At 73.2% G+C, this 13,515-nt stretch carries 15 protein-coding genes; 4 read left to right on the top strand and 11 right to left on the bottom strand.

The annotated features are described in order from the left end of the window. Positions 1–62: 62 nt before the first annotated feature. On the top strand, positions 63–338 hold the full coding sequence (locus tag VKZ81_RS12205) for a GMC oxidoreductase (RefSeq protein ID WP_324241660.1): 276 nt from the start codon (positions 63–65) through the stop codon (positions 336–338). Here the strand turns inward: VKZ81_RS12205 and VKZ81_RS12200 are convergent. Genes VKZ81_RS12200 through VKZ81_RS12170 form a run of 7 tightly spaced genes read right to left on the bottom strand, consistent with a single transcriptional unit; the run spans position 335 to position 7,375 of the window. Further along, positions 335–1,072, bottom strand: coding sequence for a maleylpyruvate isomerase family mycothiol-dependent enzyme (locus VKZ81_RS12200; protein ID WP_324241617.1), 738 nt, complete (start codon positions 1,070–1,072; stop codon positions 335–337). The genes VKZ81_RS12205 and VKZ81_RS12200 overlap by 4 nt on opposite strands. Positions 1,073–1,092: 20 nt before the next feature. Next, a complete protein-coding gene (locus VKZ81_RS12195) occupies positions 1,093–2,241 on the bottom strand; it encodes an alpha/beta hydrolase (RefSeq protein ID WP_324241616.1) in 1,149 nt (382 codons plus the stop codon). Between the two features lie 34 nt (positions 2,242–2,275). Further along, positions 2,276–3,178 (bottom strand): carbohydrate ABC transporter permease, encoded by a 903-nt coding sequence (locus tag VKZ81_RS12190; RefSeq protein ID WP_324241615.1) that lies wholly within the window; start codon positions 3,176–3,178, stop codon positions 2,276–2,278. 10 nt (positions 3,179–3,188) lie between these two features. After that, the gene (locus tag VKZ81_RS12185; RefSeq protein ID WP_324241614.1) at positions 3,189–4,100 is read right to left on the bottom strand and encodes a carbohydrate ABC transporter permease; all 912 of its coding nucleotides are present in this window, start codon (positions 4,098–4,100) and stop codon (positions 3,189–3,191) included. 40 nt (positions 4,101–4,140) lie between these two features. Then, positions 4,141–5,565, bottom strand: a complete 1,425-nt coding sequence (gene ngcE, locus VKZ81_RS12180) for an N-acetylglucosamine/diacetylchitobiose ABC transporter substrate-binding protein (RefSeq protein ID WP_324241613.1) — start codon at positions 5,563–5,565, stop codon at positions 4,141–4,143. Positions 5,566–5,621: 56 nt separating this feature from the next. After that, positions 5,622–6,419, bottom strand: a complete 798-nt coding sequence (locus tag VKZ81_RS12175; RefSeq protein WP_324241612.1) for an SIS domain-containing protein — start codon at positions 6,417–6,419, stop codon at positions 5,622–5,624. Then, positions 6,419–7,375, bottom strand: coding sequence for a MurR/RpiR family transcriptional regulator (locus VKZ81_RS12170; protein ID WP_324241611.1), 957 nt, complete (start codon positions 7,373–7,375; stop codon positions 6,419–6,421). The genes VKZ81_RS12175 and VKZ81_RS12170 overlap by 1 nt, the downstream gene beginning before the upstream one ends. Positions 7,376–7,509: 134 nt before the next feature. On the opposite strand from VKZ81_RS12170, the gene VKZ81_RS12165 reads away from it, so the two are divergent. Next, on the top strand, positions 7,510–8,091 hold the full coding sequence (locus VKZ81_RS12165; RefSeq protein ID WP_324241610.1) for a TnsA-like heteromeric transposase endonuclease subunit: 582 nt from the start codon (positions 7,510–7,512) through the stop codon (positions 8,089–8,091). Between the two features lie 459 nt (positions 8,092–8,550). Then, entirely contained in the window at positions 8,551–9,000 is a 450-nt protein-coding gene (locus VKZ81_RS12160) for a hypothetical protein (protein WP_324241609.1), read from the top strand. A gap of 7 nt (positions 9,001–9,007) precedes the next feature. Here VKZ81_RS12160 and VKZ81_RS12155 read toward each other — a convergent pair whose 3' ends face one another. Genes VKZ81_RS12155 through VKZ81_RS12145 form a run of 3 tightly spaced genes read right to left on the bottom strand, consistent with a single transcriptional unit; the run spans position 9,008 to position 12,071 of the window. After that, entirely contained in the window at positions 9,008–9,640 is a 633-nt protein-coding gene (locus VKZ81_RS12155; RefSeq protein WP_324241608.1) for a response regulator transcription factor, read from the bottom strand. Beyond that, positions 9,637–10,713 carry a sensor histidine kinase gene (locus VKZ81_RS12150; RefSeq protein WP_324241607.1) on the bottom strand — a complete coding sequence of 359 codons (1,077 nt, stop codon included), beginning with the start codon at positions 10,711–10,713 and terminating at the stop codon, positions 9,637–9,639. Before VKZ81_RS12150 ends, VKZ81_RS12155 begins: the two co-directional genes overlap by 4 nt. Before the next feature lie 20 nt (positions 10,714–10,733). Next, on the bottom strand, positions 10,734–12,071 hold the full coding sequence (locus tag VKZ81_RS12145) for an alpha/beta hydrolase (RefSeq protein WP_324241606.1): 1,338 nt from the start codon (positions 12,069–12,071) through the stop codon (positions 10,734–10,736). A 101-nt stretch (positions 12,072–12,172) separates the two neighbouring features. Between VKZ81_RS12145 and VKZ81_RS12140 the strand changes: the two genes are divergently transcribed. Beyond that, a complete protein-coding gene (locus VKZ81_RS12140; RefSeq protein ID WP_324241605.1) occupies positions 12,173–13,153 on the top strand; it encodes a BadF/BadG/BcrA/BcrD ATPase family protein in 981 nt (326 codons plus the stop codon). Here VKZ81_RS12140 and VKZ81_RS12135 read toward each other — a convergent pair whose 3' ends face one another. Further along, positions 13,154–13,393 carry a hypothetical protein gene (locus VKZ81_RS12135; protein ID WP_324241604.1) on the bottom strand — a complete coding sequence of 80 codons (240 nt, stop codon included), beginning with the start codon at positions 13,391–13,393 and terminating at the stop codon, positions 13,154–13,156. Between the last annotated feature and the right edge of the window lie 122 nt (positions 13,394–13,515).

The raw sequence follows: 13,515 nt of genomic DNA, 5'->3' as shown, positions 1-13,515 counted from the left end.
GCCCTCGTCGACCACCTCGAGTCCCTGCGACAGGTGGGCGCACACCCGCGCCGGCCGAGTGGATCAAGTCGGAGGTGTACCCCCGCCCGGACCGGACGAGCCGCGACGCGCTCCGCGACTACGTGCGGGCGTCGGCCGACAGCGGGCACCACCAGGTGGGCACGGCGCGCATCGGCACCGACCCGCTGGCGGTCGTCGTCCTGCAGCTGCGCGTCCACGGCCTGACCGGGCTGCGGATCGCGGACGCCTCGGTCATGCCCGTCACCCCCGCGGGCAACACCGCAGGCCCGACCCTCATGATCGGGGAACGGGCGGCGGCTCTGATCCGGGCCGGCTAGAGCCAGCGGGGCGGTTGCGGCACGGCGGTGGGGGCACCGTCCGCCGCGACCGCCTCGACGGCGTCGCCGCCGCAGCGGCCCACCAGCCAGCCGAGCACCTGCGCCGCCGGGCCCCGCACCCGCACCGGCGCATCGGTGGCGGGGCCGAGCGGCCACGTCCGGTCCCGGTCGGTGGGCGCGAGCAGCGCCGACGGGCAGCCCTCCGCACCCGAGAGCATGCCGGTGGCGTCGTCGAGCAGGGTGTCCACGACGTCCGGGGCGATCTCGGAGACCGAGACGCCCGCGTCGAGGTCCACCGCGTGCAGCCACACCTCGCGCACCCGCATCCACGGGATCTCGGCGGCGGGGATCGGCCTGCCCAGCGCGCTGCGGACCTCCGCCTGCCAGGTCTTCTCGTCGAGGGCGGCGAGCGCGGCGTCGAGGTCGGCGGCCGTGCTCACCAGCTCGGCCCGCAGGACGTCGACCGGCTTCTGCGACGACGCCTCGATGTCGGCCGCCCTGGCCTCCCGCGACGGGTACATGGGCGTCTCGACGCCGGTGCGCGCCCAGGTGGCGAGGCGGATCAACGCCTCGGCGTTGCGCGCCACATGGGCGACGACGTGGGCGCGGCTCCAGCCGGGCAGCGCGCTCGGCGCGCGCAGCGCGTCGTCGGGGAGGGCGCCGACGGCCCGGGCGAAGAGCTCGGTGCCCGCGCCCATCCAGGGCAGCGTCACGGCGGTGTCACGGCGGTCCACACCCGGATCCTAGGGGCCGATCAGCCGCCCGCGAGCGGGTCGGGACGGGTCCGGCGCAGCTCCGGCAGGCGCAGGCGCCGCCCGCGCGCCGGCTGCCGGCCGGCCGCCACCAGCCCGAGGCCCGCGCGCAGCGCGCTCGCCGCGTCGAGGGTGGCGTCCCGGGCGGCGGCGCTCAGCGCGGTGAAGCTCGCGTAGCCGTGCACGAGGCCGGGGAAGCGGCGCGCGACGACCGGCACCCCCGCCTCGCGGAGCCGGGCGGCGAGCTCCTCCCCCTCATCGCGCAGCGGGTCGAAGCCCGCCGTGGCGAGGTACACCGGCGGCATGCCGGACAGGTCGTCGGCGCGCAGGATCGCCCCGCGCGTGTCGTCGGTGGGCACGCCGTCGGGCAGGTACATGCGCTCGAGCTCGCGCAGCATGTCGGCGGTGAGCCCGAACCCGGTGCCGAACAGCTCCCTCGACCCGCCGCTGCGCTCGGCGTCGGTGACGGGGTAGAGCGCGAGCACGAACGCGGGCAGCGGGCCGCCCAGGACGGCCTGCTGGTGGGCGACCACGAGCGCGAGGTTGGCGCCCGCGCTGTCACCCCCGACCGCGATCAGGTCCGGGTGCGCGCCGTACGCGGCAGCGTCGTCCCGCACGGCCCGGAACGCCGCGAGGGCGTCCTCCAGCGCGGCCGGGTACGGGTGCTCGGGCGCGAGCCGGTAGTCCACCGAGAGCACGCGCACCCCGGACTGGGCGGCGAGGAGCCGGCAGAGCGGGTCGGTGGAGGCGACGCTGCCCATCACGAAGCCGCCGCCGTGGAAGTAGACGACCAGCGACCGGGTCTCGGGCACGGCGCGCGGGACGTACAGCCGCGCGGGCAGCGGCCCGACCTCCCCCGGCACCTCCAGGTCGCGGGCCTCGATGTGCTCGAGCGGCGCGTCGGCCACCAGGTCGGCGGCGATGTCGGCCTGCCGCCGCTGCTCGGCGAGCGTGGCCCGGTCGACGGTGCCGCCGTCGCGGCTGGACAACAGCCGGTCGACCCGGCCGAGCAGCTGCAGGTCGAGGTCGAGCTCCTGGTCGTCCACCGAGATCGGGGGCCCGGCGAGGAGGCGCTTGACCGGTCTCGGCAACCCGAACAGGACGCGGAACACCCACCGCAGCACCTGCACGCGCAGTCGCTCACCGATCACATACCCACGGTACGCCGCGCGGTGGCGCCGGGCCCTACTTCAACGCGCCCGTGGCGAGCCCGTCCTGGATCCGGCGCTGGAACACGACGTACACCGCGAGCACCGGCAGCAGCGCGATCACGAGGCCCGCGAACAGCGCGCTCCAGTCGGAGCGGTATCCCTGGTTGGCCGCGAGCACCGCGAGGCCCTGCGACAGCACGTACCGGTCCTGGTCGGGCATCAGCACCAGCGGCAGCAGGAACTGGTTCCACAGCCCGAAGAAGTTGAGGATCCCCACGCTGATCAGCCCCGGCCGGGCCAGCGGCAGCATGATCCGGAAGAACGCGCCCGCATGCGAGCAGCCGTCGAGCATCGCCGCCTCCACGAGCGCGCCCGGCAGCGTCCGGAAGAAGCTCGTGAGGAAGAAGACCGTGAACGGCAGCGCGTACGCGGTGTAGACGAGGACCAGCCCGTGGTAGGTGCCGAGCATGCCGAGGTTCTGCACCACGAAGAACAGCGGCACCAGCGCCAGGAAGATCGGGAACGTCATCCCGGCGACCAGCGTGTAGTAGATCGCGTTGCGGCCCGGGAACTCGTAGCGGGCGAGCACGTAGGCCACCATCGCGCCGAGCAGCATCACGAGCACGACGGCCGCGCAGACCACGATCGCGCTGTTGACGAAGTAGCGGCCGATGTTCGCCGTGGTCCAGGCCCGCACGAAGTTGTCGAAGTGCCACTCGGTGGGCGGGCTCCACGGGCTCGTGAAGATCTCGCGGTCGGACTTGAAGCTGGTGAGCACCGCCCACAGCAGGGGCACGACGCCCATCAGCACCCAGCCGACGAGCACCACCTGCGCCACGACGGTGAGCCCGAGCTCGCCCGTGGTGCCGCGGCGGGCCGGGCGCGCGTCGGGCGAGGCGGACGGCGTGGAGACGGCGGGCCGCGTGTCGATCGTCATCCGGACTCCTTCAGTACTCGACCCGCTCGCGGTTGCCCATGCGCAGGACCACGACCGCCAGCACCAACGTCACCACGCACAGCGCCACCCCGATCGCCGACGCGTAGCCGAACCGGCCGTCGGTGAACGCCGCCCGGTACAGGTACTGGGCCACCACCTCGGTGGACCCGTCCGGGCCGCCGTCGGGCAGCATCACCTGCAGCAGCGCGAAGCCGTCGAGCATCAGGATCCCCAGGTAGATGTAGGAGGTCTTGATGCTGTCGGTCAGCATCGGCAGCGTGATCGAGAAGAACGTCCGCACGCGGCCCGCGCCGTCGAGCACCGCCGCCTCGAACACGTCCGTGGGCAGCGACTTCATCGCCGCGCCGAACACGACGTAGAAGAAGCCCACGAAGCTCCAGATCAGCACCGCCATCACCGACGGCAGCGCGACCGCGGGGTCGCCCAGCCACACCCGGGTGAGCCAGTCGAAGCCGAGCAGCCGCAGCAGACCGTTCAGCAGCCCGGCCTCCGGGTTGTAGAAGAAGCTGAACAGCACGCCCGCGATCACCAGCGGCACGACGTGCGGGAAGACGAACACCACCTGGTAGAAGCGCGACCCGCGCACGCCACCCCTGCCGACCGCGCCGCGCCGCCCCGCCACCGTGGTCATGGTGGCGAGGAACAGCGCGATCGCGAGCGTCACGACCGGCACGACGATCAGCAGCAGCAGGTTGTGCCACATCGCCTGCCAGAACCGGCCGTCGCCCATCAGCTCGACGTAGTTGGCGAGGCCGATGAAGTTCCGGTCCGCGGAGAAGCCCCGCCAGTCGGTCATCGAGATGTAGATCGCCTGCAGGTACGGCGACACCACGAACACGACGTAGAGCAGCAGCGGGATCGCGAGGAAGCTCGCGATGAACCGGTACTTTCCGTAACGCATCGAAGCCCCCGGGGTTGGTGGTCGCTCGGGCGGGCCCGGCTCAGCGCGAGAACTTGGGCACGTTCTGGTCGGCCGCGAGCTTGTCGGCCTCCGACTGGACGGTGGAGATGAACGTGTTGGCGTCGATGCGCCCGGCGAGCAGGTTGCCCAGCTGCTGCTGCAGCACGCTCTTCCAGAAGTTCACGTACCAGGTGTTGATCTGCCACGAGAAGACGTCGTCGCCCGCGGCGTCCAGCACGGCCGTGACCGACTTGAGGGCGGGCGTGGCCGCCGCGCCGGCGTCGGCCCCCTGCACGCTCGGCACGGACGCGGTGAGCTCGGCGAACTTCGACGCGCCCTCCTTGGACAGCATCAGCCGCAGGTACTCCAGGCCGCCGTTCACGTTCGCCGCCCGCGCCGGGACGATGAACGCCTCGGTGGGCTGGGTGCGCACCGCCGTGACCGGCAGCGCGGAGCCGCTGTCGAGCACCGGGACCGGGGCGGCCGTCATCGTGAAGTCCGGCGGCGCGATGCCCTTCATCTCGTTCTCCAGCCACGAGCCGGAGACGTAGAAGGCGGCCTTGCCCTGCACCCACGCGGTCTGCGCCTCGGTGTGCTTGAGGCCCTCCGAGCCGGGCATGAAGTAGCCCTTGCGGACCATCTCCTCGATCGCCTGCACGCCCGCGACCACGACGTCCTGCTGCCAGGCGCCCGGCTCCAGGTTGTCGATCTTCTTGGCGACCTCGGGCCCGCCCTGCTTGACCGCCATCCCGAGGGAGAGGTCGAACACGTAGTCGGCGGCGTTCGTGCCCCCGTAGGCCCACGGCGCGATGCCGGCGGCCTTGATCTGCTCGCAGAGCGCGAGCATCTCGTCGAGGGTGGTCGGCGGCTGCCAGCCGTGCTGGTCGAACAGCGGCTTGGAGTACCACATCGGGAAGGCGGCGTAGACGTAGTTCAGCATCAGGAACTGGCCGCCGTAGGTGCCCTGCTCGATCACGCCGGGCAGGAGGATGTCGCGGATCTTGACGTTCGGGTCGTCGACGGTGGGGGCGTCGAGGAGCGGGGCGAGGTCGGTGCACTGCCCCTCGGCGGCGAGGGTGGCGTAGTCGATCTTCTGCGCGCCCGAGTTGTCCAGCACGTCCGGCGGGTTGCCCGCGACGAAGCGCGGCTGCATCTCCTGGGCGATCTGCGTGGTGGCGGTGTGCTTGACCTCCGCCTGCGGGTAGGCGCGCTGGTAGAGCTCCTCGTGGAACAGCGCGTACTCGTCGCCGTAGCCGCCCTTGAAGATCACGACGTCGAGGGGGGCGTCGGGGGCGACGCCGAGCGGGTTCTGCGCGCTCACCTCGCCCTGCGCCGACGTGGTGGGGCCGCCGCCGCTGGTCGCGCACGCCGACAGCACGCCTGCGCCGGGCACGGTCAGCAGGCCGGCGGCGGCGAGCTGCCGGAGGAACTGCCTGCGGTCGAGTCCGGGACGGGGCCTGTTCATCACTTGCCTCCTGGTACGAGATCTCCTGCTGCGACGGCCGCGGCGGCCGGACTTCCTCAGGCGGGGCGACGGATGCGCCCCGCGTAGCGCGCTTCCAGCGCGGTGTTGTGGGCGTCGCCCTCGGGCACGTTGGACGACAGGTAGACGGGCGGGGTCTCGCCGGCGGCGAGCATCGTGCGCACGACCTCGGCGACGATCATCTGCGCGAGCAGCGCCCCCGTGATCGACGAGATCGCGCACACCGGGGCACCGCCCGCGTCGAGCACGGCGTCGCCGTAGGGCCCCCCGTTGTCGAGGACGACGTCGGCGAACTCGAACAGGCGCTTCCCGGAGGGGTGGCGCGAGGTCACCCGGCTGGTGTGCGCCATGGACGTGATCACGATCAGCGGGTGGCCGCCCTCCTTCACGGCGTGCGCGAGCTCGACCACCGAGCCGTTGCCACCGGAGTTCGACGCCATGACGAACACGTCGGGCGGCGCCACCCCGGCGAGGTCGTAGAGCCTGCGGCCGACCGCGGGGTCGCGCTCGAGGAACTCGGTGAACAGCACCTCCGGCGGCTCGCCGCCCAGCAGCACCAGGTCGCGCAGCGCGATCATGTTGGTCGGCACGAGGCCGCCCGCCCGCCCGCTGAGCTCCATGGCGAGGGCCTGCGAGTGCCCGGTGCCGAAGGCCTGCACGACCCCGCCGGCGCGCAGGCCCTCGACCACCAGGTCCGCCGCGGCCGTCACCGCGGCCGCCTGCTCCTGCGCCACCCGCCGCACCGCCTCCTCCGCGACCGCGGCGAACGCGGCGGCGGAGACGGCCGCCGGCGCGCTGCCGGCGGTGCGGCTCCCGGTGCTGCTCCCGGCGGTCATCAGGCTCCCCCGCGCGCGTTGTCGGCCTGCTCGCCCCGGCGGGACCGCTGCTCGTAGGGCATGCGGTGCGGGGCGACGGCCTCCCCCGCGCGCGTCCACGTCTCCGTCGCGCGCTCGTGGGTGCGCTGGGCGACGCCGAGGTAGAGCAGGTCCAGCACCAGGAACTGGGAGTGCCGCGCCGACATCTCGCCCGAGCGGTACGAGGTCTCGCGCACCGACGTGCACAGCAGGTGCTCGGCGACGTCGGCGATCGGCGAGGTCGAGAAGTTCGTGATCGCCACGGTGGTCGCGCCGCTGGAGCGGGCCTGGGAGAGCATGTCGACGGTCTCGGTGGACCGGCCGCTGTGGGTCAGCGCGATCGCGACGTCGCCCGGGCCGAGCAGGGCGGCGCTCATGAGGCCCGCGTGCACGTCCGACCACGTCCAGCAGGCGAGCCCGATGCGGTGCATCCGCATCTGGATGTCCTCGAGCACCGCGGCGCTGCCGCCGACGCCGTACATGTCGACGCGGCGGGCGCCGACGAGCGCCTCGATCACCTTCTCGACCGTGCGCAGGTCGAGGCCGGCGGCGGTCTCGTGCATCGCCTGCAGGTCGACCGCGAGCAGGGTGCGCAGGACGCGGTCGAGCGGGTCGGTGGGCAGCACGTCGGCGCCGATGCCGACCTCCCACCCCGCCTGGTCGGCGCGGCCGATGTCGGTGGCGATCCCGACCCGCAGCTCGGTGTACCCGGCGAGGCCGAGGCTGCGGCAGAACCGGGTGACGGTGGCCGGTGAGGTCCCGCTGCGCTCGCCGAGCTCGACGATCGTCGCCCGGGAGGCCCACGCCGGGTCCTCCAGGATCACGTTCCCCACCTGCCGCAACGCACCCGCCAGGCCGGGCAGCACGCTGCGCAGGTGGGACAGCAGCTGGCCCCTTCCCGCCTCGACGGGCGGATCGGATCCGGCTGTCACAGCCATCGACAAACCTTTCAAGCCAGGGCGGAGTGGGTGAAAATTTCCACCAGGGCGGGTTTCGTGTCAAGGTTTCGATAAGACGTTTCTGCAACGAGGGGGTAACGCCGTGGCGCTGTACGCCGGCCTGGACGCGGGCGGTGGGCGGTTCGCAGGCGCTGGGCCGTGTGCCGCTCTCGGCTGATCTTGTTGGTTACGAGTCCTGGCTGGAGCGGGACCAGGTCATGGCCTTGGATCTCGACCCGGCGGTTGGCGGGTTGTCCTCGCAGCCGTTCCGGTTGTCGTGGCAGGAGAAGGGGAAGACCCGCTCGCGCACGCCCGACTACCTCGTCCGGCTGGGCGACGGGACCGGCGTGGTGTTGGACGTGCGGGCCGATGACCGGATCGGGCCGGAGGACGCGGAGGCGTTCGCGATCACAGCGAAGGCCTGCGAGTCGGTCGGTTGGCAGTTCCGTCGGGTCGGCGCGATGGACGCGGTGCGGACGGCGAACCTGCGCTGGTTGGCGGGATATCGCCATCCCCGATGCCTGCATGCGGGCCGGGTTGCTGACGTGCAGCGGGTCTTCCGAGGGCCGCGCCCGTTGCTCGAAGGCGCTCGCCGGGTCGGCGACCCGATCTCGGTGTTGCCGACGCTGTTCCACCTGTTGTGGAGGCAGGTCCCGGAGATCGATCTGGACTCCGCTCTCCTGTCTGCCTCGTCGACGGTGCGGTGTCGCGCATGACGGTGTCGCAGCCGCGGCTGCTTCGAGCAGGGGATGACATCCTGATCGGCGGCGAGCAGTACAGCGTCGAGGCGGTGCCCGGTACCGAGGTTCGGCTGGTCAACGTGGTCGGCACCGAGTCGGTCGCGCCGCTGGCTGAGGTGCTGAGCCCTCGGTTTCATGTTGGCGTCCTCCGGCCGGGACGCGGCCCCGCTGCCGCCGTCGGGGCTGCTGGACGGCGTTCCAGACGCCGTGGCCGAACAGGCTCGCTGGTGGGAGCGACACATCGTGGAGATCGATCCTGGAGGCCAGCTACGGTGCCGAGGCTCCTCCGCTGCCGTCCGAGCGCACGTTCTACCGGCTGGTGAAGCGTCTTTCGCAGGGCCGGCACACGTTCGCCTCGGCCAAGACCCACCGTCGGCGGCGAAGCCGCCGGACGGGCCGTTCGGGTCGGTGACGGCGGCCCGTCCCGAAGAGTGGATGCAGATCGACTCCACCCCGATCGACGTCCGGGTCGTCCTGGACACCGGCGTGGTCGATCGGGCTGAGTTGACCTGGATCATCGACCTGGCCACGCGGAGCATTCCAGCGGCGGTGCTGCGGCCGACTACCAAGGCTGCTGACGCAGCGGTGCTGCTGGCGCGCACCCTCACCCCTGAGCCGATGCGTCCGGGCTGGGTCGACGCCCTGCGGACGTCACGCTCGGTGCTGCCGCGCCGGCGGCTGACCGAGGTGGACGAGCGGCTGGAACACGCTGCTGCCAGGCCGGTGATCGTGCCGGAGACGATCGGCGGGGATCGTGGTCGATGGCTGGGTCCTGCCGACCGGGGCGGCCCCAACCGTCCGGAGATGGCGTTCAGCGCCACCAGGTCCATCGTGTCTCTGGTGGCCGCTACCGCCTGCGATGAACCGCCCCAGGTGCGCTCATGAGCCCGTACTACCCGGCCACGAGCCCGTGCTCATAGGCGTATACGACGGCCTGTACCCGCGTGCGCAGGCCGAGCTTCGCCAGCACCCGGCTGACGTGGGTCTTCACCGTGCCCTCCTCTACCCACAGCGTGCGAGCGATCTCCGCGTTGGTCAGCCCGCGGGCCACCAGGAGTAGCACTTCGCGCTCCCGGTCGGTAAGCCGCTCGAGCTCCGGACCGGCGGGCCGCGGGCTGACCGCGGCGAAACGGGCGACGAGCCGCGGCGTGACCGCTGGATCGATCAGCCCGCGCCCAGCAGCAGCTGCGCGCACCGCGTCGAGTACCAGCTGCGGCGGGCTGTCCTTCAGCAGGAACCCGATCGCGCCCGCCGCGAGGGCACCGAACAGGTACTCGTCGAGATCGAATGTCGTGAGGGCGACCACGGGTACCGTCAGTTCCCGGATCGCCGCGATCCCGTCCATCCGGGGCATTCGGATGTCGATCAGGACGACCTCCGGGCGCAGCTCCTGCGCCGCCAGGATCGCGGCAGCGCCGTTGCCGGCCTCGCCGACGACGGAGATGTCCGATTCGGCGTCGAGCACGAGGCGCAGGGCGGACCGGACGGCCGGTTGGTCGTCGGCGACGAGCACGCGGATCGTCATCGGATCGGCAGGTGGGCTTCGACACGCCAGCCGGATGGCTGTCGCCCGGTGATGTGGAGTTCGCCGCCGAGCTGCCGCGCCCGCTCGCGCATGCCTCGGATCCCGGCGCCTTCGATGTCAGGGGACGGACCGGGACCGGTGCCGTCGTCCTCGACGACGATCGCGACCCGGTCCAGGTGATTCGTCACGCGCACGTCGATCGCGGTGGCGCGGGCGTGCCGGACCGCGTTCGTGAGCGCCTCCTGCAGCAGCAGGTGACCGTCGACGCCGAGCCGCAACTCGGTGCATTCGTACGCCACCGTGATCGGGCAGCCCGGCGTGCTCAGTCGTGCGGCGAGGTCCCGCACGTTGCCCGCGACCAGCTGCGTGCCCTGCTCTCGCAGCTCACCCAGCACCGCCCGCACATCGGTGATCGCGGCGGCGGCCACCTCGCCGATCGTGGCGAGCGCCCGGCCAGCCACTGGGTGCATCACCTCGGGTCGCACGATGTGCTGAGCAGCCGCCGCCTGCATCCGGATGGCCGTGAGGTGGTGCCCGACCGCGTCGTGCACGTCGCGGGCGATGGTGGCCCGCTCCTCGGCGACCGTGCGCGCGGCCTCCGCCCGGTGCAGCTGTGCGGCCTGTTCCGCCTGGGTCCTCCCGGCCCGCAGTGCGACGCCGACCGCGACGGGAGCAACCCCGGTGACGATGACCTCCGCGAACGCCGCGACCGTGGCCGCTTGCACCCCACCGAGCGAGATCGCGGCGAACCACGTCACCGACGCTGCGAGGACGACGGCTGGCCGCACACCCTGGTATGCCGCGGAGCAGAACGCGAGCATCACCACGACTCGGCCCGACCACTCCGGCACACCAAGCCCGAAGATGCTCACCGCGGCCGCGGCCAATGCGCAGGCCAGCGGGAACCGCCTGCGCAGCGCGAGCGGTGCCGCCACGCCCGCGCTGAGCAGGGCGAGCGCGGCGGCGGGAGCCTCCGCTCGCTCCAGCACCGCGGCCCCGTACAGGACAACGGCCGCCACAGCGGCGAGCAGGCCGTCCCGGGCCGTCGGGGGCAGCCGGTACCACGCGTCCATGAGCCGTTCCTACCGGATCGTCACGACTGGCAGCGTACGTCGGGTGCCGGCAGTTCGCCCGACGCCAGATAACGGTCGACGATCCGCCGGACGCACTCGTCGCCTCCCAGGTATCGGGAGTGCCCGCCCGCAGCCGCGAGGTACCGGGCGCCCAGGCGGTCGGCCACCCTCCTGCCCCACTCGGGCGGTGTTGCCGAATCACTGTCTCCGCCTGCGACGAGGATCGGCGGCAGGTCCCGTGCCGGGAGCGGTCGTGGCGGGTAGGTACCGCCGGGCAGGCCGGCGCACCGACCGTGTGTTCCGAACGCCTCGATCCATCCGATCCGCGGCGCGGTGGTGCGCAGCCGCTCGGTGATCCCGGCCAGCTGGGCGTGGTCAATGGTCGGGAGATCGGCGCAGGTGGCGAGGCCCTGGAGGTATCCACCCGGGACCGCGCCGCCATCACGTCCCGGGGGCGGCGAAGGCGGCGCGAGACCGCTGGGGTCGCCCGCGGCGAGCGCGGCCGCGAGCATCGGCCACCGGTCCGGCCTACGGATCGCGATGGCGGTTCCGACGACCACCGCCTCGCCCGCCGGCCCCGCGACGACCTCGTCCCAGGCTGCCAAGACGTCCCGCCCGTGCAGCGCGCACGCCGGCTCCCGGGCACACCAGTCCGCGAACTCGTGCAGGTTCCGCTCCAGCGCCGCCGCCTTTGGCGCGAGCACCTCGTACACATCCGGCGTGGTGTGGTCGATGACGCTGTCCAAGTACATCCGCCCGATGCGGTCGCCGAACAGCTCGGCGTACGCCTGACCGTAGACGGTGCCGTACGAGTTGCCGAAGTAGTTCAGAGTCGACTCGCCGAGCGCGGCGCGGATCGCCTCCATGTCGTGGGCCACCTGCCAGGAATCCATCCGGCTCTTCAGCGGGCCGAGCGCGTCGGCGCATGCGGCGACGAAGTGGTGCTGAGCCGCCTCGTACCTGTCGTACGTCGCCCGGTCTGGCTCTGTCCACGCGGGTGGCGCAGGCGGAGCGCTCGGGCAGGAGACGCCGCCGCTCTCCCCCATCCCGCGCGGGTCGAACACGACCACGTCGAACCACCTCGTCAGCTCGCCGATCTGCGGCGCCAGCCGGGGCAATGCGAAGAGCACCGGGTTCGGCCCGCCGGGCCCGAGGAGGAGCGTCCCGATCCGGGTTGCCGGGTCCCGCGCCGGGAACCGGCCCAGGCCGATCGCGATCGTGTCGGGTGCGTCGGGGGTGTTCCAGTCGACCGGCACGGTGATCCGCCCGCACTGCAGTCCGTCGTGACAGTCCTGCCAGGCGATCGGTGCGGAATCGGCACTGCAGGCCACGGTCGGCCAGAGGATCGCCAGCAGCACGGCGGCGACCGCGGCCGCTCGGCGCTTCATCATCATCGTCACGACGTCGACCCTGGCCCCAGCGACGGCCGCGTTCGTCCGTCCTGGGATAGATCTCGGGGATGCCGCTGTCGCGGTCCGTCGTGCCCACCGCGATCGGTAGTGGGACCTGGAACCCGGGTTTCATCGCGCTCGCCTGGGTGCTCTGGGAGAAGTTGGGCACAGGCGCGGGCGGGACCCGCACCCGCGCCGCGGTCGTCGACGAGGCCGGGCGGCTGCGCGGCGCCGCCTCCGGGCCCGGCGCGAACCCCGTGTCCCACGCGCCCGAGCGGGCCGTCGGTGCGCTCGCGGGCACGTTGCAGGCCGGGCTGGACGCCGCCGAGGTGCGCGGGCTGGTGCTCGGGCTCGCCGGGGCGGGTCGCGGCGGGCTCGCGGTGGCGGAGCCGGCCCGCGCCGCCGGGCTCTCCTGCCCGGTCCGCGTCGTGGGCGACGCCGTCACCGCGTTCGCCGCCGGCACCGCGGAACCCGACGGAACGGTGCCGGTCGCGGGCGCGGGCGCGGCCGCCGCCCGGATCGTCGCGCGGCGCGAGGCGGTGGTGGCCGACGGCAACGGCTGGCTCCTCGGCGACGACGGCTCCGGCTTCTGGCTGGGGCGGGAGGCCGTGCGCGCCGCGCTCGCCGCGCTGGACGGGCGGGGCGCCGCCACCGCGCTCCTGCCCGCCGTCGCCGGCGCGCTGCTCGGGGCGCCGGTTCGGCCCGGCGCCGGCCGCCGGGAGGCCGAGCGGCTCGTCGCCGCCGTGCAGGCCGAGCCGCCGATCGCGCTGGCCAGGCTCGCGCCGCTGGTCAGCACGGCCGCGGCGGCCGGGGACGAGGTCGCGGCCGCCATCGCGGCCCGGGCGGCCGACGCGCTGGTCGCGGCGGTCGCCGCGGTGCGGGACGCGGCCGACCGCACGCCGATCGTCCTCGCCGGGCGCGTCGTCGCGGGGGACACCCCGGTCGCCGCCCGCACCCGGGCGGCGTTGGAGCGGCACTGGCCCGGCCGCGTGCGCATCGCGGGTGACCCGGCGCGGGCCGCGGCGTGGCTGGCGAGCGTGACGGGCTGATCAGCGGTGGCCCGCGCGCCGGGCCGCGCCCGCGGTGGCGAGGACGACCACCCCCAGCACCGCGACCGACAGGTTCGCGTAGAGCTCGTAGCCGGCCAGGCCGTCGATGCGCGGGATCAACAGCCGGTTGACGACGTTGAGGAAGCCGAGGATCGGCTGGTACCCGAGCAGCCGGTCGATCGTCCCGCTGACGCCGACGGCGAGGAGCACGACCCCGACGAGCTGGAAGGCACTGCGCATGCCGGCGACGCTAGGCAGCGGCCCCCGGTGCGCGGATCGGTCGCGGGTGTCCCGCCACCACGACCGAAGTACCGAGTTGGCTCGTCATCGGTATCGCGATGGCGCGGATCCGGGCCTGCCGC

Origin of the sequence: Pseudonocardia sp., assembly GCF_035305885.1 — a bacterium.
Classification (GTDB): Bacteria; Actinomycetota; Actinomycetes; order Mycobacteriales; family Pseudonocardiaceae; genus Pseudonocardia.
This window is presented reverse-complemented; position numbering and strand designations above follow the sequence as displayed.